A 20,835-nucleotide genomic window follows, 5' to 3' on the forward strand; every position below is an offset into this window, starting at 1 on the left:
TCACATCAGTTCGTCGCCGCAACGCTGTCGAAAATGGCTGTGCACCCCGCTTCGATTTCTCTTTTTTTACGCATCGTGAACAGCCGACTCGAGCCAAGCGGTCCCGCGGCACATGGATTAGGTGCTTACCGCTGCTACCTTCCGGTCCTGACGGGGTTGGGCACGCCTCCATTGCGAAGGACTTGGCTCTTCAACGCCGCTGGATCAGGACGCAGTAAAAACGAGCAAACCTCAGCATGGGAATTCGATCCTGCTGTAGCGGATTGCAGGTTACAGGGCACCGCTAGCTCCCCATCTAGCACAGCCATTCTGTTTGTGGAGCCGATGGGATTCGAACCCACGGCCTGTACGTTGCGAACGTACCGCTCTCCCATCTGAGCTACGGCCCCAACAATCACGGCGGAGAGAGCGGGATTCGAACCCGCGGTAGCATTACACTACACACGCTTTCCAAGCGTGCTCCTTCAGCCACTCGGACATCTCTCCTCGCATGAGCGACTCTCCGTCGCCCTCTCGGCGGAGAGGCAGGGATTCGAACCCTGGGTGCCCGGTAAAGGGCACAACGGTTTTCGAGACCGCCCGATTCAGCCGCTCTCGCACCTCTCCGAAAAAAATTTCGTCAACGATGTCGTTGACGAAGCTTTTTAAAAAAATCCTTTAAAAGACTGCTGCACTCGGCTTCCAATACGCCGGAGATCGCCTGCGCATGCACGTCCAAACCGTTGTGATCCACCAAATCCAATCGGCTGCCGCAGGCGCCGTAACGCGGATCAGCCGCGCCGTAAACGATCAGCGGAATGCGCGCCAACAAAACAGCGCCGGCGCACATCATGCACGGCTCGAGCGTAGCGTAAAGGACCGCATCCTCCAACCGCCAGCCGGCTGTCGCTGCTGCCGCACTGCCGACGGCCAACATTTCGGCGTGCGCGGCCGGATCCTGCAGCGTCTCTACCAGATTGTGCCCGCGACCGATGATGCTGTTGTCAGAGACCACAACGGCGCCGACGGGCACCTCGCCTTTGGCAAACGCCTTGCGAGCCTCCTCCAGCGCCGCGCTCATCCACTTTTCGTGGACAATCCGCTCCTCTTCTGTCATTGGTACGCCCGAAGGGAATCGAACCCCTAACCTTCTGGTCCGTAGCCAGACGCTCTATCCAATTGAGCTACGGGCGCAACACGCATTTCTGTAGCGCGTACGGGACTCGAACCCGTGTTACCGACGTGAGAGGCCGGTGTCCTGGACCGCTAGACGAACGCGCCGAATGCGGGTTAAAATATAGCAATAATCCCCTTTAAAGTCAACTTTTTTATCGGTAAAAGCCTCCTGCAGACAAGCGTCAAAATCAATACGCGCCCGACTTTTCAGAACCAAGATCGCGGTGGAAAGTGGCTCCCTATCGATTCAAGCCCGACGTCACGTAACTCTACACGCCGAACTACCTTTATCCATTAGCCGACAACCTTTAGTAAACCCTAAACTCCTGTTACGAGAAAAAACCGAGGCGACTCCTGGAATGCAAACCCAAAATCCTGGGCAATCGCAGCCGCAGTATCTCCAAGGTAAGACCATCGGCCATTCATTACTGTCTGTCAAGTTTAAGGCTGTCATAAATTTCTACGAACGGCCCAGACCAATTGCGTTGAGAGAAGAAATTGGCGGAGTTTTATAAAAAAATGGCTTTTCGGCACTTAAAAAGTTCTTTCACATTCCCGCGTCAATGTTTTCTCCCTTCCCTGTATGGCCCTTCAGAAGCAGCCAAAGGGCCGGAATCTCCTGCGTTTGAAAAGTCATTTCCCCCTCGACGATGAACTAATGCAGGATGCCTCGTTGCATCATCCAGTTGCGGCAAAGCTCCATCCATTTCGACAGAACGGGATCCAGCGGCGCCAGTCCAAAGCCGTGCGGGCCGCGTTCGAAAATGTGCATTTCTGCAGGTACACCGGCCTTGCGCAAAGCCAGGTAGAAAAAGACGCTGTTTTCCGCCGGTACGACTGTGTCTTCATTGGTCAGAATCAAAAAGGTGGGCGATGTTTGAGGCGTCACCTGCAGATCGGTCGACATTTTGATCGTCAGCTGCGGATCGGGCGGATCGCCCAACAGATTGACCATCGAGCCGCGGTGCATGTACTCGCGGGTCATCGAGATGACCGGATAGATGAGAATCATAAAGTCCGGTCGGCAGCTGATCCTCTGCACGGGATCCGCGTTAGCGGAATCGCCGAGATCGAAATGCACGCCGGTGCAGGAGGCCAGATGACCGCCGGCGGAAAAGCCGATGACGCCGATGCGTTTGGGATCGATGCGCCACTCTTCGGCACGGGCGCGCACGGTACGAATGGCGCGCTGAGCATCGAGCAGAGGCACTGGATGCTGGGCGCCCGGGCCGCGGCGATAACTGACGATGATCCCGGCCGCTCCGAGATTGTTGAGCCACTGAGCCACCTGGCGGCCTTCATGGTCCATCGCCAATCCCCAATAACCGCCGCCAGGGAAAATAACCACTGCCGCGCCGGTGGGATTGGGCGGCAGATAGATCGTCAGCTGCGGCGTTTCCGCGATGGCCGCTTCACCGTAGGGCGCGCCGTTCGGCCAAAGCGGCAGAACGATCGGTTCAGCATAGCTCGAGGCGCTGCAAAGAAACAAAATCGCCAATCCGATGCTTTTCCGTTTCATGGTTCATCCTCCGTTTTGTCGAAAATATACCCCCCCTTTATCGGCCCCCAGACCTGTCTGCCCGTTTCATCGAATCCTCTGTCCCAACTGATGAACCGGCTTTCCGTAATACGAACTTCCGTCGTCATGTAAACGGCACCGCGGCGGTTGCTGAGACACTCCCTTTCATGCGTCCTGCCGTAAAAGGAACCGTCCGGCAATGCCGTCAAATAAACCGCACAACCTTCTCGGGCGTGCAGCCTTTCTTGGGAGACATCGGCAAAGCGCTCCGGCTGCCTCCAGGCGCCGATGAACTCCTCCGCCCCGTCGATCGTCATCACCTCACTGACTAGGAATGAGTCTTGTCGCGTGATCCGATAGATACGCTGACGATAAGGCGCATCCAACTGTTCGGCCCAAGCCTGCTCGACATAAAACCACAGGGTATCGGTGCGGTCCGGCCAAATGCGCGTCATGTGCAGATGAATCTCGGCAAACGCAGTGTCCTCTGCAGCCTGGCGGCGGTTGGAAAAGCTGCCCTGTAAATAATCGGCCAATCGCGACAATTCATCCGCTTGACCGACTGTCGAGGCGAGCAAAATCAGGAAAAAGAGCTTTACCATCGTCGCAGAAACTCCTATTTTTGAAAAATACACAAGCTGCCGCAAAAAGACAACCTCGGTGAGCGATAAAGAGATAAAATCCGACTCTGGTGAGCGCCGCAGTTTCGCCTGCGACACAAGCTCGCTTATTTTGCTGCATCGCGTCGGTTTATTGGAAACGACTGCCGCGGTTTATCATCTGCTGGTGACGCCGAGCGTGCTGGCCGAGCTGAAGCGCGGCGGCTCAGCGGAAGACTATCGCCGTTTTGAGCAGGCAACGATCTGCTGCCCGTTGCCGCAGGCTGCGCCGACCATCGACGATCTAACATCAACAGACGCCGAGGTCATCGCGCTTTGTCTTTCAACCGGCGCCGATGCCGTCCTTTCGGATGACGGTTCGCTTTTGCGCTGCTGCCGGCGAGCCGGACTGCCCCATTACTGCGCTCTGTCGCTGCTCCCGCTTCTCGTCGAGGATGGTTATTTAGCGCCGAGCCAAGCGGAAGAAGCGTTTTCGGCGCTTTTGATGCAGGGAAGATACTCATCGAAGGTCATAGCCGAGGGTCGCGATATGCTGCTTCGCTCCATTCAAAAGCGCTATTTGGAATAATTATTATTCAGGTCATGTTAAAACTCTCCAAGTCAAAGGGCAAAAATTAATAAGGAGATCTATCATGACCAGTAGAAGAGAATTCCTCAAAAGCGTGCCGTTGGCTGCTGCGGCGGTAAGCGCGGGATGGACTCTTACCGCCGGAGCGGCGCAGCTTCCGGTCGATGAAAAGGGCGAATACGTTCTGCCGCCTCTCCCCTATCCCTACAACGCGTTGGAGCCCGCCATCGATGAGCAGACGATGCGGCTGCATCACGACATTCACCATCTCAGCTACGTCAAGGGACTCAATGCCGCTCTGGCCAAGCTGCAGGAGGCTAGACAAAGCGGCAACTATGAGCTGGTGCAGTTCTACAGCGGCAAAGTCGCTTTTCACGGCTCCGGACATATTCTGCACACCATTTTCTGGCAGAACATGAAGCCGAACGGCGGCGGCGAACCGACCGGTTCTTTGGCCAAAGCGATCGAACGAGATTTCGGCAGTTTTGCCGCCTTCAAGGCGCACTTTTCCGCAGCCGCAAATCAGGTGGAAGGCGGCGGTTGGGGTATTTTAGCCTATGAACCGCTCGGTAAACGGCTTGTCATTCTGCAGGCGGAAAAACACCAGAACCTCACCGCCTGGGGAGCCGTTCCGCTGCTGGCACTCGATGTTTGGGAGCATGCCTATTACCTCAAATACCAGAACAGGCGCGGCGAATATGTCAACAATTTCTTCTCAGTGATCAACTGGGCGGACGTCGCAGCCCGATATGAAGAGGCCGTCAAATAAAAAAGGCTCCCAATGCGGAGCCTTTTTTGCTTTGCAGGGATGACGATGCAGCCGTAGGCCGTCGAACGCCGGTATTGACGGCCTTTTCATTGCACATCGGAGCGGGAAAGCGGCACTTGGATGCGCCGCTTTTCCGGATCTGCCTGGGGGCGATAAAAGATCGCCACGAATCCGGTGATGCCGACGCAAAAGCAGCGACAGCGTTCCTGGATTTGCATCGCCAAATCTTTTTTCTCCTCTTTAAACTCCAGAAACCGCACTTTGATCAGTTCATTGGCGTCCAACGCGTCGTTGATGGCCGCAACGACCGAATCCGTCAATCCGCTCTTGCCGATAACCACGTCGGGTTTGAGTGTGTTGGCCAAACCCCGCAGATAACTGCGCTGAAAGCTCGTCAATTTTTCCATATATTTCCCTCGAGATTTCCGCTTTTTACAAGGGCTGAGCTGCAATAATTCATGACGCCAACAGCCGAGTTGAGCGGAAAACAAGTAAATGGTTTTGCTATTGATTTTTGATGTGCTCGATGATGCCTTCGCAGAGCCAGTTTGCCAAGGCTTGCCGATTGTTGACAATAATCAGCCGATCCTGATCGCGCCGATTGCGAATATTTGCCGCTTCGATATAAATCGTCGGCGGGAGCATGTGCTTGAGGACGTATAGATTGCGCGTCGACACAGTGCCGCGATATCCTCGGCCCGGCTGATGGGTATCGTACTTTTTGCGAAAAACCCGTTGCAGTGTCAACGCCAGCTTCCTTCCCGCCTCGCTTGTCCGTTGATAGTAAAAAAACAGGTCGATGCGCTTTGAATCCGAGCGCGAATCCACGTGAATGTGGATAGCCCATTGCGATTTGGCAGTCGTGCGATGACGGCGGTAAAGCTCGTTGACCAAAGAGACCTGTTTTTGCAGCCGCAGCATCGTCTTGTTCGATATTTTGCTGCCGTCGATAAAGCGTTCATCGCGATCGCCGCGCAGAATGCCTTCTTCGCGAATGCCGTCGTCAGGGTCTCGGATGATCATGAAAACGGTCGCGCCGTGAGCCTCGAGTGCGCGCGCCAGCCGGAGGGTTATGTCGTAAGCGTACTCGTCTTCATAAAGCTTAACGCCTTCACGCAACCCCACGGCGCCCGGGTCCGGCCCGCCGTGTCCGCTGATCAGGTAGAAATAATGTCCCGCCAGACTGTTGCCAAGTGGCTGCGCCTCATTCTTGCCGCCGTAAAGCGATCGAGCATCGGTCCGCACTTTGCCCGTAAGTTTTTGCGGCGCAGACAAAACAGGAGGAGCGAATACGGGGGGTGAATTGCCCTGGTAGGAGAGGACTTCGAAAAAAGGAACCCAAAGACGCTCGTCCTGCTGGTATGGTGCGGAGCGCAGCCCGGCTTCCAAGGCGAAGCGATTATATTTGTCGATGCGTGCCGCCAACTCTCGGTCGTCGATGCCGAGGCTGGTACGAATACCGACGCGATCATATTCGAAAACGATAATCGGCAAACGATACGCTTTTCCGGCCAGAAGAGAAGCGTTGGGACCAAGGCGATCGGCGTTCAACTCATAAAACTTTTGTACATATGCCGAATCGGTCGGCAGCAGGAAACGCCGCAACATGGCAAGAGCCCCCTCGCCCTTAATGGGAGTCGCCTCAACAAAGACCTGAGCCTGCAGCAACTCTATCGCCGCTAAAAGCATCAGAGGCCACACAGCAAGGCAAGAGTTCCTTAGCAAGCTTTATGCGTCCTTTGTTTTGTTCTGCCGATTCGCTCGGATTTGAGTTTTATCAAATTACCGCAAATTTTACTTGAAAAAGTAATGCAGACCGCCTTGCGGGATATACATCACCCAATCGCCTTTGCTGGTGTAGCTCAACGGCCATTCCACAGCAATTCTTATGTTGTCGGTGAGCTTGTACTCCATCCCGATACCAAGGCCGAAATATCGCGTTGATTCTTTTTTAGTACGTTTGTTCGGTTTCCCTACCGGACCGTATTCAAAAGTGGAGGCGTCTATAATCGTGTAGCCGTAATACTGCTCTTTGTAATTTGATTCGTTGTACATAATACTGCCGCCGGTAAACAGATAAAAACGCGACCGTTTGGCGCTGTGCAGCACTTTAAAAAGAAGCACACCTATATTGGCATGGGTATCCCTCGTGTTATAGGACATAGGGTACGGTTCGATCGGCGGCAGCCATTTGTCGGGGTCATAGCTTCCACGATAGCTGGTGGGCTGGTAATCATTGTTCTGTTTTAAAGACAGAACACCGAAGGATACTTGAAAGCCATAGTTGTCCGGCAAATAACGATAAGAAAATCCGATGCCTGCCAACTGACCGGCTGCAAAGCCGAGGCCGTTTGCGGTTTCTTCAGCTAAAAGGGGAACCGCAAGAACTGCCGAAAAGAGAATGATCCGCTTCATTTTTTCCTCCATTATGCTTAAAGAAAAACGCCGGCGAACTCGTATTGAAGGCGTCGGCAAGGATGAGCGGTCTATGGTTGTCACGATTTGTCTTTTAAAACTACTTTCAAAAGAGGCGCCGGCAGCTTTTCCGTGGTCATGATGAGCGAGGCGCCGTCGCCGGAAAAGCAAACTGCCTCGGCCTGCTGCAACGCGGGGAACTCGATGATTTTGGGTTCACGCGCCGGCGCGGCATACCACGGTTCGCCGGCCGGAATGTCATAAATGTACAATCGGCGGTAGGTCAGCAGCGCCAGGCGTGATCGGTCGGGAGCAAGGTCCATAGCGGTAATCTGCGCATGGTGACGATCGAGGGGTCGTTCGATTTCCTCAGGCGTCGGTTGTCGTACAGTCGTAGCTTCGGCAACGCGCTCGGCCGTCAAAATGCCGGCAGAGGCCGGATGCAGCGGCAGCTCGGCGCAAACCGGCGGCACGGTTCGCTTGTCGATCAGCAGAATTTTTCTCGCCTCAACATCGACGGCCGCCGCTTCGCAGTCCAGCACGCCGTCGGGAAACACAAAATCGATGCCCTGATCGACCGACACCGAGTCTGCCGATTCATCGGGTTCGTCCAGTAAATAAAGGCTCAAATAGGAGCGCTCTACGGCATTGGCGCCGGTATCGGCAATCAGCAGCCGCGGGCGACCGTTCTCTTGAAAAGCGGCGAGGTCTTCCCAATCAATGTTGACGGCTCCCTGAACGACAACGGAATGAAAGAGATTTCCGTGCAGATCGATCAGATGGAGCTTTGCCTCATTGCCGCTGTCGTTGATCACCCAATAGCGGCCCGGCGACCGCAATGACGCTGCAATGCCGCTGATCTCTTCGATGCGGCGGTCGACGATCTCGCCGGACTGGACAATCTGAAAGCCGTCGCCTGCAAGGGTCAAATTCGCTGATCGAGGGACTGAACAACCCAAGATCAGTGCCGCCGAGATCAGCGTCCAAGCGGAAGCGCTATTCCATTGCACGGACGCGGACCTCAATCGGTTCGCCGGCAAGGAGCTGCTGCAGTTTGGCGACCTGCTCCGGATTGTAGTGATAGGGATAGAGAATTTTGGGCGTGATCGCCCGTGCCGCCGCGGCAGCCATCTCTGCGTCCATAGTGTATGGGAGATTGACCGGCAGAAAAGCAATGTCCACACGACCGTGCAGCGCCGCCATCTCGGGAATGTTTTCCGTATCTCCGGCAATATACACCGTCAGCTTTCCAAAAGTGATCAGGTAGCCGTTGCCTTCGCCCTTGACATGAAACGGTTCGCCGGTATCGCGTTTGTGCACCAAATTGTAGGCCGGAACCGCCCGCACGGTGAGTCCGGCAACGGTAAGCGAGTCGCCGTTTTTCATCACCGTCCCTTGTACCTCGGCGGCGCACTTTTCCGTCAAAATCACCGTTGTTTCCGGTTTGCGGATCTGGGCCACGGCCGCCGGATCGAGATGATCGCGGTGATGGTGCGTAATCAGCACAACGTCTGCCTTGGGCAGGGCGGTGTAATCGGTCAACCGCGACCAGGGATCGATATGAACCACTTTGTTTTGCCAGGTAAAATAGAGCGTACCGTGACCGATAAAGGTAATCTGCAGATCGCCGCTTGTCGAAGGCACAACATCGCAGGGCAATTCACCAAGAGCAAAAGCTGCAAGCAATATCATCATCATAAATCCTCCGCATTATTGCTTTTCGCTTGTCGAATCGGTAATGTTCCGTCTCTTACGCTGTACCAAAAAATAACTAACGGCCAAAGCCAAAATGAGCGCCGCCATTCCCAACAGAAAATCAGCGGAAAAGGTCTTGCTGTCGACCAAAATCACCTTGCGGGCGACGGCAATGATCGAAACGATCAGCACCTCTTCTAAATGGAATTTGTTCTGCTGCCAATAAACCTTTATGGTCTCCAGCAGCTCCAGGCCGATGAGAACCATGAGGAATGTGCCGAAAATTTCCAAAAGATTGGTCAGATCGAAAAGCAGAAACGGCGGGCGAATAAGGCTTTGATACAACATGACTGCCAGCTCGACGGTGCCGATCACCAGAACGACGACCATTAAGAGCAGGAGAACAAAAACCACGCCTCTTTCGAAAGCGGCAATTATTTTCATGGCGAATCCTTGCTGCTTCTTTTATCTGCAGACCGAATCGTCTATCAAAGGCAATTTAACCAACGAGGAGGGAAAAGTAAAGCGGAATAAACAGAAGAAAAGGAAAAGGGGATGCCTCTGCATCCCCTTGAGATCGGTCAGCGGATGCGCAGCGGCCTGCGTCTTTCAACGCCGCGACGGCGCGATTGGAACTCACGACTGCGCGGCAAGTCGGGCAGTACGGTGCGGCGCTCTTCGACGGCAGGATCTTTCCGCGAATAGTCGAAATGCTCCAACTTTCGATGCTCTAACGGTTTGCCGATGATCTTTTCTAAAGTCCTGACCATCGAACGGTCTTCCGGAGTGGTAAGAGTATAAGCTTGTCCGGTGCGCTCCGCTCTGCCGGTGCGGCCGATGCGGTGAATATAATCGTCCGGATTGAGCGGCATGTCATAGTTAATGACGTGCGAAATGCGGGCGATGTCAAGCCCCCGCGCCGCCAAATCCGTAGCGACCATGATTTGATAAGCGCCGCTGCGGAAGCCCTTGAGCGCCGCCTGCCGCTTCGCCTGGCTGAGATCGCCGTGCAGGCTGGTCGCCCGCCTGCCGCTGCGGCTGAGCTTTTCCGCCAGCTTTTGTGCGCGATGCTTGGTGCGCGTGAAAATGAGGATCGATCGGGCTTCAGTCTGCTGCAGCAGCTCCAGCAGAAGCGGCGTTTTGAGATGCGGCGCCACGGGGTAGAGCGCGTGGCTGACCGTGTGCACCGGTTTGGCCAAGGCAAGAGTCACCCGCTGCGGTTGATGCAGCGCCTCGGCCGCCAACTGCTCGACTTCTCTTGGAAAAGTGGCGGAAAACATCAACGTCTGACGCTTTTTCGGCATTTGACTCAGGATGCGGCGCACGTCGGGAAAGAACCCCATATCGAGCATGCGGTCGGCTTCATCCAACACTACGGTTTTGACTGCAGAAAAAGAGCCGAATCCCTGCCCGCTCAGGTCGAGAAATCGCCCCGGACAGACGACGAGGATTTCGACGCCCGACTTGAGGGCGCGAATTTGATTTTTCGGCGAAACGCCGCCGTAGACGGCAGCGCTGCGGATGTTGGTAAACTCGGCCAATTGACCGATCGCTTCGTGGATTTGCTCCGCCAACTCGCGCGTCGGCGTGATGATGACGGCCTGGGTTTTATGACGCGGCGCATCGATCAAATGCTGCAGAATCGGCAGCATAAACGCCGCCGTTTTGCCTGTACCGGTCTGCGCCGTGCCGATCAAGTCTTGTCCCGCAAGAATAAGCGGAATCGCCTTTTCCTGTATCGGCGTCGGCTCCTCATAGCCGGCTTTTTGAACGGCGCGCAGAAGACGCGGGTGAAGCGAAAATTCTTCAAAAGTCATACGGTTTCCTTCATGATATGAAATAGATTTCGGCAACGGTCTTTCCGTCACACAGAACGGCAGGGACGGAAAAACGCCCAATAGGCGGTGAGTGATTAGGCTTGTTTCGCAGGGGAAAATTCAAAAGGAGGCTGAAGAGCCGGCGGGCGGTCATGTCAGCGATGTCGAACCGCGGTCACACAAGGCTGCGGTCGCTTGAATTTTCCATCGGCAACACGACGCGTGCGGCGTTTCCGGCGGACGATTCCCAAAGGAATCACAAGCTGATTTCGTTCCATCCATGCTCGAATGAACAAACCAATATCGGCAATTTTGCAGAAAAAACCAAGGATTATTCTTAAAATCAGGCAGCTATTGAAATTTTTATTAATTCGGGCGAATAAGCAGCTGCAAAAGTGAGAGGGGGACGCCAGGCGCCTGCGCAAGTAACCGACGAAGCAAGCCTAATGATCGGCATTCCCGGCATTTGAAATGATGCAGCCGGCCTACTCAATCAAGAGTGAATTCACCATCAAGGCAAAGCCGTATTGAGCCCCCTCTTGGCAAGCGTAAGCCGAGCTTTTCGACGCCGGCCCATCGCCCTCTTATCGGAAGGCAGGACCGTCCGCCTTATCCCGCTCAATCTGTAGGGGATTTGCCGTACCTGGGGTTTGTTATCTCGGGCTCGGGCAAAAGGCGCAAGGGCCGTTACGCCTCGAATCTTATCTCGGCAGCTCCTTGATGAAAATATTCGTAAACTGAATCGGATCGCCGTGATGCTGCAGTGCGATCGGCCCTTGTTCCGGGATGCCCGGCAGCTCGGCGTCGCGCAGAACTGTTTTGCCGTTCAAAACGACGCCGACGCGATTCCCCCTTAAAGTGATCTCGAATCGATTCCATTCCCCGAGCGGCCGATCCGCAGGCAGCAGCGGTGTGACGCTGCGCCGTACCGCCGCGGGCATCGAGGAATCCGTGCGGTAGCCGTAGATCTCGCCGGAACCCACCGGCCAACACCAGATGTTGATTTGGCTTTTGGAGGAGCCGCGCAAATAAACGCCGCTGTCGCCGGCGTTCAGAACCGGAACGGTCACCTCCTTACCGTTCTGATCGCACAGTGTCGATCCGTCGGGCATCACGATCGGCAGCTCGGCCGGCTTCGGCTTGCCTGAAAACCGCCAATCGACGATCAGCACAAAATCTTTAAAGGACTCCAGGGTCCACAAGTGTTTCTCTTCGCCTTCAGCCTCGCTTTTGCCGTCGTAGTCCAGAATGCCGTCCGCGGGGCGCCAGTGGTTCAAATTACCCGGCACCTCCTTCCAGCCTCGCAGATCGACGCCGTTGAACAATGAACGAAATCCTTCATCCGCTTGGGCAACGACTTCAGGCGGAGGATTGGAACCGGGCAGCTCTTTGATGCGGATGTTGCGGAACTCGATCGGCGAACCTTCCGATTCGAGGCAGATGTAACCTTTTCGAGGGACGCAATGATAAGCTCGGGTAACCACCCTGCCGTTAACGGCAAGAGTCAGAGTACCGTCGCGACTTTCCAAGCGGTAATGGTTCCATTGGCCGGTCGGTTTGGCGCGACGCTCCTGCGGTAACGAACGCATCCAGCCGTCCGGGTGCAGCGGAAAAGGCGCCAAAGTCGCGCCGTTTATGGCAAAGACATCCCCATGGCTGGTGTATTGTTCCGTGTTGCGGTCCGTAAGGATCTGCACCTCGATGGCGCGGGGAAACGGCTTGCCGACCGCCGGCAACGCATCGGCATGCACGAACAACCCCGAATTCCCCTCTTTTTGCAGGTGTCGGTACTCCAGCTCGAGAATATAATTTTCATACATTTTTTCCGAGCGCAGAAAGCCGTTCGGCCTGCCGGTGCAATAGAGAACGCCGTCGCGCACGCTATACGTTTCCGGTGCACAGTTTACGTTAACCCAGCCGCTCAGATCGATGCCGTTGAAGAGGGGATTAAAGTCATTTTGCGCACAGCCGATTGCTGCTGGAAAAAGGCAAAGGCAAATCGTAAAAATTCCTTTCTGCGGATGCAGAGAATTCATGGCTTGCTCCTCGGCAATAAAGATCCATTGCAACAGATGCTGCCGGCTGCGGAAAACACGGGCTTTAACTCAGCGTTGGCCGAAACGATTGTGACTGAGCACGCTGTCCAGCCTGCGTTTCGGCACGTGCAGCCTGCCCTGTTCATCGCGATAATATTTTACCGACTCGTCCAAATCAAAGGCAATCGGCTCTTCTGCCGGATATCCCAGCGCCAGGACCGAATCGATTTCGTATTCCTCAGGGATTTCGAGGAGCTCCATGACTTTCGGACGGTTGACCGAGCCGATCCAACAGGAACCGATGCCTTCTTCGAGCGCAACCAGGATCATGTTCTCGACCGCCGCCCCGATGTCGTGGTGCGTCCAGCGGGAAGAGAAGCGCTTGTTAAAGAGCACCACAATAAAGGCGGTCGGCTCCTGCCCTTTCGGCGGCCTTCCCTGCTCGCGCGGCAGGTATCCCGCCCATTGCGTCTGCTCGAATACGGCGCTGACCAGCTGCGGACTGTCGACAATGATAAACTCCCACGGCTGCAGGTTCATGGCCGACGGTCCCATGCGTCCCGAATCGACGATTTTACGCAGCGTAATCAACGGAATACGGCGCGGCTGAAATCTGCGGATGGTGCGTCGCTTTTGAATGATCTCGTAAACCGACATGGCTATGATCTTCCTTTCAAATAGCGAAAAGAAAATAGCCATCGCCAAGAGAAAATGTCAACAAGTTTCTCAGACCGGTCCTCTCGTTTCGACCCGAGCCGACGGCGTTGCAGGTAGTAAACGTGCCGAGAATTCCGAAGTCGATTTTTGAAGCGCTGCAGCAACCGGTAAAATGAGCTCTCGGCCTTGCAGCCGCCCTCTCGATGGATCATCCTGTCGAAACACGGCCGGCGAAGGCATGCAATACGGTCGGTCTTGAGAGGCTTCGACTTTTGTTTTGCATTAGCGGAAAAATCGTTTAATTTACCGCATCATTTCCGATTCATTAAAACCCTAACTGAAACGGTGACGCATGCCGATCATTTTTCGCAGACTTTACAGGAAATGGCCTTACGCCGTTTTGATCTGTTTTGCGCTGCAGGCCTTTGGCGCAATTACCCCAACGCACCTTACCTGCGAGTATCTTTCGGCCCCGCTGATTGACATTCCTCATCCGCGGCTGGCCTGGATCAACATCGCCGAGGAGGGCGTGCGCGGTCAATGTCAGACCGCCTGGCAGGTACGCGTCGCCTCATCGCCGGAGCTTTTGGAAAAGCCGGATCTTTGGGACAGCGGCCGCATCGAATCCGATCAGTCGACGCGCGTACCCTACGCAGGCAGGCCGCTGAAATCGCGGCAGGAGTGCTGGTGGCAGGTGCGGGTCTGGGATCGCGACGGCAAGCCGTCAGCCTGGAGCAAACCGGCGCACTGGCGCATGGGCCTTATGCATCCCGACGAGTGGCAGGCGCAGTGGATCGGCGCTCCCTGGCAGGGTGAGGAGGCACTCCCCAAACCGCCAGGCGGACCGGATGCCTATCCGACCGAACTGCCGCCGCCGGCGCCGCTGCTGCGCAAAAGCTTTCACCTGGATAAACCGGTCGAACAGGCGGTGGTTTTTGTCACCGGCCTCGGATATTTTGAGTTTTACTGCAACGGCACCAAGATCGGCGACGACGAGCTGGTTCCCAATCAAACCAATTACGGCCGACGCCCCCAGCTCATCCATGAAAATATTCCGCTTCCCGACCAGTTTCGCGAATACCGGGTCATGTATTTGGCCTACGACGTGACCCGGCAGCTCCGCAAGGGCGAGAACGTCATCGGCGCAATTTTGGGAAACGGCTTTTACAACGCGCCGAAATATTGGACCGCCTCCTACGGTTCACCGCGCTTCATTTGTCAACTGCACATAAAATTTCAGGACGGCAGCGAAGCGGTCGTTGTCAGCGACGGGAGCTGGAAAGCGGCGGAGAGCCCGATCCGCATGGATTTGGTCTACCACGGCGAAAAATACGACGCTCGCCTGGAGCAGGACGGCTGGTGTTCTCCAGGCTTTGAGGATTCCAATTGGCGGCCGGTCGCTCTGCGCCGGGCGCCGGAGGGTAAGCTTTGCGCTCACACCTCCCCTACCGACAAGGTGACGCTGCGCCTGCCGCCCAAGCGGGTAAAAAAGCTCGCCGGGGACGTTTGGCGGGTCGATTTCGGCGTCGAGATTTCCGGCCGCGTGCGACTGCGCAATTTCAGCGGACCGGCGGGACGGCAGATCGAAATCAAGTATTTGAGCAACACTTACTCCGGTGATCACTTTTATATTTTCAGCGGCAAACCAACATGCGAATATGCCCCTCGCTTCAACTGGTTCGTCTTTAGCGCCGTCGAAATTCACAATTGGCCGGGAGTACTAAAGCCGGAGCAGATTATCGCCGAAGCGATCAATACCGACCTTGAAGAGACCGGCCGTTTCGTCACCTCCAATGCGTTGATCAATGAAATCGATAAAATCTGGCACCGCAGCCAGCTGGACAACATGCACGGCGGTCTGGCGAGCGACTGTCCGCACCGCGAGCGCGCCGGCTACACCGGCGACGGCCAAGTCGCCTGCGTGACCGTCATGCATCACTTTGATGCGCAGGCATTTTATCAGAAATGGATTGCCGATATGCGCGGCGCGCAGCTGCCGGACGGCTATGTGCCCAACGGTGCACCGTGGGAACCGGGCTGCGGCGGCGGACCAGCCTGGGGCGCTGCGATCTGCATCATGCCGTGGGAATTTTATCTGCACTACGGTTCACGTGATATGCTCGAAGATAATTACGAGGCCATGAAAGGCTATGTGGGCTATCTGCAAAGCTGGGTCAACGAGGCAGGCATCATGCATTCACAGCGCGTCGGTCGCGACGGCAGACCTTTGCGGTGGTTCAACCTCGGCGACTGGGCTTTACCGGGCGAGCCCCTGCGCGACGATTTGGTGCACACTTTTTACCTCTGGCGCTGCGCCGACTTGACCGCCAAGGCCGCTCGTGCGCTCGGCAAGCCGGAAGCCGCCGTTTATGAGGCTTTGGCCGAACGAACGCGGCGGGCTTTTCATCTCGCTTTTTTTGATCCTCAAAGCGGCAGTTACGGCACCTCCGGCGGCGATGTGCTGGCGCTGCGCATGGGCGTTCCGGACTCGGTCCGGCCGCGCGTCGTGGCCGCGCTCAAAAAGAATATCGAAAAGAACAACGGCCATCTGGATACCGGCATCTTTGGTACGCAGTTTTTCTTCGAAGTCCTATCGGAGAATGGTCTTCATGACCTTGCCTGGCAGGCAATGACAAAAACCACTTTTCCCAGCTACGGCTTTTGGCTCAAGGACGGCGCGACGACCACGCGCGAGCATTGGGACAACCGCGGCTCGCATAATCACCCCATGTTCGGCGGCGGACTGGTGTGGCTTTACCGAAAACTCGCCGGCATGAGCACCGATCCGGACCACCCCGGCTATCGGCATATCTTGTTCAAGCCGCAGCCGGTCGCCGGACTCGATTCGGTTCTCTATTTCAATCGTACGCCTTACGGCGAAGCGGGCATCGTTTGGCGGCAGAAAAACGGCTTCAGTATGGACATTCAGGTGCCGGTGGGTTGTCGGGCAACGGTTTATGTGCCGGCCGATCGTCCGGAGCAAGTATTCGAAAGCGGCAAACCGGCCGGGCAGGCAAATACCATCTCCTTCCAAAGAATTGAAAATGGCTATGCGGTATACCTTGTGGGCAGCGGAAAGTATTCTTTCCAAGTCGTTTTGTGAAGAATAGTGCACTCCCTGCTTTTGTTTTCAAGGCAGAGAAACGAAGAGGTTTATCATTTCATTGATGCGCGGCTCCATCTTTTTCATAGATCCACGCGATACAATTGCAGGCATGCTGCCAAGGCAACGATTCTAATCAGGATTCACCGGCCGGGCAGCGGGGCAATGAGGCCGAGAGTAAATAACGGATCGATCTTGCAAAGACCGAACGCATCAACACCGGTCGTTCCTTTGCCATTGCCGTATACAACATGCAACAACGAAAGCCGATGGATTCCATAATGGAAGCTCTTCTTTTTGTTCCCCTTTTATTTTTGGGCTTGCGGCATTTCAGCCCTTTTTTAAAAGTCCACAAAGCATAACCGTATGCTCTCTTCTCCAAACGTGCTGATCGATCAAGTGTCGGATAATTTTTGTCCTTGCTTTCTTGACAAAAAATATTTTTATTGTTAACAAATTCATATAATGAATTACGAATTGTCACCGCAAAGAAGCCATGCCGCCCCCGAAATGGACGCCGGAATCGGTCCTCGAGTGGATTACCAAAATTTGCGTTTCGGAAGACGAGGCTGCGGTTGAACGATTGGCCGCGGTTTGTCGAGAAATGGGAGCGGCGATTCTAAAGTATTTAGAATTCAAGGGGTGTCATTTCAGCGAGTGCGGGGAAACGACAGAATATCGGCAATTAGCTTGTACGGGAATTTCTTACTTATTTTATAGAGAGACAGGGGGAAGTTATCCTTATCTAAAAAAGCTTTTTTTACCGCTGTTGGAGAGGCAGGCATCGGCAGAAGAAGTTTTGTTCTTATTGCGTCGAGTACTCTTCCGCCTGATGCGCCAGCAGGTATGCCGCCTGCTTCAAGAACGTGATCCCGACGGAACACGAGTGCGGCGTAATGTCTGCCTAGCCGCGCAGAAGATAAAAGGGGTAAAGCTGAATCGCGACATCGGTCAGACGATTGAATATTACCCCCCGAATCTGCCGGCCGGATTGAGTTTTGTCTATCCGCCCTGGGATATTTTGCAAGCAGCGATGGTGGAATTCCGGCCGCAAATGACCGTTGATCAATTACTAGGCGTTTTGCTAAAGAAATTGATTCTGCTGCTTGGAAAGCCGATTATCCTCAACGTTACGGAAGCGTCGGAATTAATTACGCAATACTACAAAGCAATCCAAGACCCTGATTCGCTCTTGGACGAGCCATCGTTAATGGATCTTTACCCGCTTTTGCGGCGATGTTGGGCTGCAGCCGAACAATCCTTGCGCGTCATTCAAAACCTGCTGCAGAGCCAATATATCGAGAAACAAAAGCTGACCGATTTTGAAGCCTTGGCATTATTTACCGTGTTTAAAGAAACAATGCTTGCCCGACTGCAGAGCGAGGATCCCGATTTCCCGATCTCGGTAGAGGTTTTGCGCCGGTGGTGGCCGGAACTGGAGGATAAGCGATATCATCAACAGATACGCCCTTTGTTGGATTACCTGACTCGGGTTTATCGACAGGAGATGCAGAAGAGGTTGATGCGATTTCTGCAACCCGACAAGCCGAGACCCAAAGGCCCCAAAAATCGAAAACCTGATGAGTAATAGCTGAATCCAAAAAACGGTGCTGATGGCAGGAGAGGTAATTCGTCGCTTTAAAGGCAAACTGCGAAGAATAATTCATCCGTCGAAATCTGAATAAGCGATTGTAACCCCAAGCCGAAAGTAAAATATTATAACATGACGGGTTGAGCAGATTAAGTCAAATTTTTCGTAAGTTTATTTTTATTATAAGAATAGCCCGCTTAGGAAATGACTGTATCTTGTAGCGCACGAAAAAAATTTTATGATGAGCCCTTCATTGCAAATATATACTATATAGAGGAAACGGGGTGGTAATGCGAACGACAGTATGCTTGGACGTACAGGAGATCGAGCGGCTGGTTCTGGGGGTCAAGGCGATCAGCCAACCCATTCGAGCGCATCTCCTGGAGTGTGACCGATGCCGAGAGTATTACCTGGCGCTGCGGGCGATCTATAGCGCGATCAGCATGTACGGGGGAAACGCCCCAGCCGAAAGCGGCTCCCGCATGTCCGAGGTTCGCATCCTGCATCTCTTTCCTCTGACCGGGGCAAATGGATGTTCGAACCGCCGTTTGGCCGCAAAGGGGGGGCGGCCAAACGGATCTGTTACGGTTTTCAGTTTTACCGATCGGGAACAAGGGTATGTCGGTCGACTGATGCACGATGCGGCAAGCGGTCGGTTGCAGTTTTATTTGTTGGCCGACGATATGGCCAAAACGCGCGGCATCCAGATACATCTGCCCGAAGCCGGCTTGAGCGGCATCACGGACGCCGAAGGCAGGATCGATTTCGGACCCATGGAAGCGCCGGAGTGTCATGAAATTCAGATTGTCCTGCCGCGCGCCGTAATCTTTCTCGAACCCCTCGATCCGTTTGCGGAAAAAAGCCGCGAACAACATCAATTTATCTTAAAGGACATTGAAGACAGCGACATAGAAATTTCCGTCAGTCGGGACAAGCCAGGGAGATATATTCTTTCTTTTCGCCGAATCGACGGCCGACCGGCGCTGCGTGAACTCAAAGTGGTTGCGATTACGGATCTGCGCACCTTCGAATCGCCGGCTGAAAGAGGGGTGGCAGTGATACAGACAATGGATCCCGAACGGCTGCTCAAGATTCACATCTATTGAGGGTACCCCGTGAAGACCGCCCTGGAACTCGAGCTTGAAGCCGTTCAACTCGCCGATCGCCTGGATTCCGGCAACCCCTATCTCAATCGACTTTATTTCCTGCACTTTTTCTCCCCCATGCTCGAAGATGATCCAACGCGTTGGCTTTCTTATCGACGTCAGTTCATATCCTACTTGCCTCATCTATGCAGCGGCTTGAATCAGTGCGGTTGGGATCCCGTCGATCTTGAGCGCCTGCTCGATATTGTCCGTGCCTTTCACGGCTGCTGTGCGGAACAGGAAACTCTGGTATTCGATGCCGAGCAGCAACTCCGAACCGCCTGCGCTCTCCATTATCTGCATGTCGGCGAGCCCGAGCGCGCAGCTGCAGTGTTAGGATGGCCGCCTCCTGCCGAAATCGGCGCCGACGTATACGATCGCCTTCTCTCGATTGCACCGGCGGAACAAAGTCGGGATGATCTGCTTGCCGCGGCGGCTGCCATGCGCGCGGCTCTGAATGCGTTTCGCGTCGGATCTCTCAAAGTGGTATTGCTCGCCGGTCAAGGCGAACAAACCGTCGGCGTTCTGCTGCCGCTGCATGCTCAGGCAAAGGAGCGGCCTGCGGACGCCGAAGAGGACCGCGTGCTTTTGAACAACACCGTACCGCTGCAGCACGGCAGCCTTTTGTGGTCGCTTTACGATGCGTTGGCTGCAGCGCGCGCCGCCATGTCGGAGCCGGTTGCGGCAAGCTATTATTCCTATCAGTTTTCCGTTGCGGATAAAGAAGCGGAACTGATCGGCCCCTCAATGAGCTTGGCCGCTGCGGTTTGTGCCTGGGCGGCCGCCGGCAACCGCTACTATCGCCTGGCCAGATATCTGTTCAACCAGAACGCCGTCGTCACCGGCACGATCGATGCCGACGGATGCGTCAAATCGGTGGACGAAAAAGGGCTGGCCGCCAAATTACGTACCGTCTTTTTTTCGCCGGTAGAGCGGATCTTTGTGCCGCAGGACAACCTACCGTTTGCCCTGCGATATCTCGGCGAGCTGCAGAAGCGCTATCCCAAGCGGCAGCTGTCGGTGCAGGGAATCGGCACGTTGGAGCAGGCGCTGCGCGACCGCAACCTGGTGCAGACCAGGCCGCTGACCCCGACTCTACGCCTGATCTCCCATACCCGCCGCCTGAAACGTAAAGGCCTCAAAAGCGCGGTTTTGGCGGCTTTCGTATTTCTTCTCCTGCTGCTCAGCCTCGATCCTTTCGGTTGGCGGCAGGACCGCCGACCGGCAACCTTCGACGTACTCAACAGCGAATTTATTGTTAAAAACGCTGCAGGTGAGATTTTATGGAAATATGATTTCGGCGTTCAATTAAATCGGAGAAAATATACAGAAATTCAGCAATACTACCCCACCGTGCTTTTTGATGACATCGACGACGACGGCAAAATCGAAGTCATTATGGGTACGGACGAAATATCCCACGAGTCAATCGACGGTCGAGTGTTCTGCTTTGCGCATAACGGCCGTCTGCGCTGGATAGCCAAGCCGCACCATGCCGTACGCTTTGGAAGGTATGACTATCAGGATCGCTTTTATATCGCAAAGATCATTGTCATCAAAACCCGAAAAGGGAAAAGATTGGCAGTCACTGCAATACACCGACCGTTTTTCCCATCACCGCTGACGATTTTAACACCGGCAGGAGAACAGGTTGGCCAGTTTTGGCATGCCGGCCATGCTCATGAATTAATCGCCTACGATTTTGACAAAGACGGCGACGAGGAAATTTTCTACGGCGGCTGCCG

At 54.7% G+C, this 20,835-nt stretch carries 19 protein-coding genes, 5 tRNA genes and 1 other RNA gene; 7 read left to right on the top strand and 18 right to left on the bottom strand.

All coding sequences use genetic code 11. From position 1 onward, the window contains the following. Nucleotides 1–37 precede the first annotated feature (37 nt). The 9 genes from ffs to ONB24_12195 form a co-directional block, all read right to left on the bottom strand. An RNA gene (ffs, locus tag ONB24_12155) (signal recognition particle sRNA large type) lies at nt 38–304 on the bottom strand. A gap of 12 nt (nt 305–316) precedes the next feature. Further along, nucleotides 317–389, bottom strand: a tRNA-Ala gene (locus ONB24_12160). An 11-nt stretch (nt 390–400) separates the two neighbouring features. Beyond that, nucleotides 401–486: transfer RNA gene (locus tag ONB24_12165), tRNA-Ser, on the bottom strand. Nucleotides 487–517: 31 nt separating this feature from the next. Further along, a tRNA-Ser gene (locus ONB24_12170) sits at nt 518–606 on the bottom strand. 13 nt (nt 607–619) lie between these two features. Then, entirely contained in the window at nt 620–1,096 is a 477-nt protein-coding gene (gene tadA / locus ONB24_12175; protein ID MDZ7316871.1) for a tRNA adenosine(34) deaminase TadA, read from the bottom strand. After that, nucleotides 1,097–1,173: transfer RNA gene (locus tag ONB24_12180), tRNA-Arg, on the bottom strand. Between the two features lie 14 nt (nt 1,174–1,187). Next, nucleotides 1,188–1,260, bottom strand: a tRNA-Glu gene (locus tag ONB24_12185). A gap of 550 nt (nt 1,261–1,810) precedes the next feature. Continuing rightward, the gene (locus ONB24_12190) at nt 1,811–2,674 is read right to left on the bottom strand and encodes an alpha/beta hydrolase (GenBank protein MDZ7316872.1); all 864 of its coding nucleotides are present in this window, start codon (nt 2,672–2,674) and stop codon (nt 1,811–1,813) included. Next, on the bottom strand, nt 2,671–3,276 hold the full coding sequence (locus tag ONB24_12195) for a chromophore lyase CpcT/CpeT (GenBank protein MDZ7316873.1): 606 nt from the start codon (nt 3,274–3,276) through the stop codon (nt 2,671–2,673). Before ONB24_12195 ends, ONB24_12190 begins: the two co-directional genes overlap by 4 nt. A 58-nt stretch (nt 3,277–3,334) precedes the next feature. On the opposite strand from ONB24_12195, the gene ONB24_12200 reads away from it, so the two are divergent. Then, nucleotides 3,335–3,862, top strand: a complete 528-nt coding sequence (locus ONB24_12200; GenBank protein MDZ7316874.1) for a hypothetical protein — start codon at nt 3,335–3,337, stop codon at nt 3,860–3,862. 64 nt (nt 3,863–3,926) lie between these two features. Beyond that, on the top strand, nt 3,927–4,631 hold the full coding sequence (locus tag ONB24_12205) for a superoxide dismutase (protein ID MDZ7316875.1): 705 nt from the start codon (nt 3,927–3,929) through the stop codon (nt 4,629–4,631). 86 nt (nt 4,632–4,717) lie between these two features. On the opposite strand, the gene ONB24_12210 is transcribed toward ONB24_12205, so the two are convergent. The 7 genes from ONB24_12210 to ONB24_12240 form a co-directional block, all read right to left on the bottom strand. Then, nucleotides 4,718–5,038, bottom strand: a complete 321-nt coding sequence (locus ONB24_12210) for a YhbY family RNA-binding protein (protein ID MDZ7316876.1) — start codon at nt 5,036–5,038, stop codon at nt 4,718–4,720. Nucleotides 5,039–5,135: 97 nt separating this feature from the next. After that, complete coding sequence (locus ONB24_12215) at nt 5,136–6,332, bottom strand: N-acetylmuramoyl-L-alanine amidase (GenBank protein ID MDZ7316877.1); 1,197 nt, start codon at nt 6,330–6,332, stop codon at nt 5,136–5,138. Between the two features lie 93 nt (nt 6,333–6,425). After that, entirely contained in the window at nt 6,426–7,046 is a 621-nt protein-coding gene (locus ONB24_12220) for a hypothetical protein (protein MDZ7316878.1), read from the bottom strand. Between the two features lie 80 nt (nt 7,047–7,126). Beyond that, nucleotides 7,127–8,056: a hypothetical protein gene (locus tag ONB24_12225; protein ID MDZ7316879.1), complete on the bottom strand. Its 930-nt coding sequence runs from the start codon at nt 8,054–8,056 to the stop codon at nt 7,127–7,129. Beyond that, complete coding sequence (locus ONB24_12230) at nt 8,043–8,744, bottom strand: MBL fold metallo-hydrolase (GenBank protein ID MDZ7316880.1); 702 nt, start codon at nt 8,742–8,744, stop codon at nt 8,043–8,045. The genes ONB24_12225 and ONB24_12230 overlap by 14 nt, the downstream gene beginning before the upstream one ends. A gap of 12 nt (nt 8,745–8,756) precedes the next feature. After that, a complete protein-coding gene (locus ONB24_12235; protein ID MDZ7316881.1) occupies nt 8,757–9,185 on the bottom strand; it encodes a phosphate-starvation-inducible PsiE family protein in 429 nt (142 codons plus the stop codon). A gap of 137 nt (nt 9,186–9,322) precedes the next feature. After that, on the bottom strand, nt 9,323–10,558 hold the full coding sequence (locus tag ONB24_12240) for a DEAD/DEAH box helicase (GenBank protein ID MDZ7316882.1): 1,236 nt from the start codon (nt 10,556–10,558) through the stop codon (nt 9,323–9,325). 152 nt (nt 10,559–10,710) lie between these two features. Between ONB24_12240 and ONB24_12245 the strand changes: the two genes are divergently transcribed. Next, nucleotides 10,711–10,899, top strand: coding sequence for a hypothetical protein (locus tag ONB24_12245; GenBank protein ID MDZ7316883.1), 189 nt, complete (start codon nt 10,711–10,713; stop codon nt 10,897–10,899). Nucleotides 10,900–11,259: 360 nt separating this feature from the next. Here ONB24_12245 and ONB24_12250 read toward each other — a convergent pair whose 3' ends face one another. Both ONB24_12250 and ONB24_12255 read right to left on the bottom strand, forming a co-directional pair. Continuing rightward, entirely contained in the window at nt 11,260–12,594 is a 1,335-nt protein-coding gene (locus tag ONB24_12250; GenBank protein MDZ7316884.1) for a DUF1080 domain-containing protein, read from the bottom strand. Nucleotides 12,595–12,663: 69 nt separating this feature from the next. Further along, complete coding sequence (locus ONB24_12255) at nt 12,664–13,251, bottom strand: nitroreductase family protein (GenBank protein MDZ7316885.1); 588 nt, start codon at nt 13,249–13,251, stop codon at nt 12,664–12,666. Between the two features lie 352 nt (nt 13,252–13,603). Here ONB24_12255 and ONB24_12260 point away from each other — a divergent pair, with 352 nt between their 5' ends. The 4 genes from ONB24_12260 to ONB24_12275 form a co-directional block, all read left to right on the top strand. After that, entirely contained in the window at nt 13,604–16,354 is a 2,751-nt protein-coding gene (locus tag ONB24_12260; GenBank protein ID MDZ7316886.1) for a glycoside hydrolase family 78 protein, read from the top strand. Nucleotides 16,355–16,850: 496 nt separating this feature from the next. Beyond that, the gene (locus ONB24_12265; protein MDZ7316887.1) at nt 16,851–17,942 is read left to right on the top strand and encodes a hypothetical protein; all 1,092 of its coding nucleotides are present in this window, start codon (nt 16,851–16,853) and stop codon (nt 17,940–17,942) included. 293 nt (nt 17,943–18,235) lie between these two features. Beyond that, the gene (locus ONB24_12270; GenBank protein MDZ7316888.1) at nt 18,236–19,051 is read left to right on the top strand and encodes a hypothetical protein; all 816 of its coding nucleotides are present in this window, start codon (nt 18,236–18,238) and stop codon (nt 19,049–19,051) included. 9 nt (nt 19,052–19,060) lie between these two features. Next, on the top strand, nt 19,061–20,835 hold a 1,775-nt coding region (locus tag ONB24_12275), incomplete at its 3' end, for a hypothetical protein (GenBank protein MDZ7316889.1).

The organism is candidate division KSB1 bacterium (genome assembly GCA_034505495.1).
Taxonomy (GTDB): domain Bacteria; phylum Zhuqueibacterota; class Zhuqueibacteria; order Residuimicrobiales; family Krinioviventaceae; genus Fontimicrobium_A.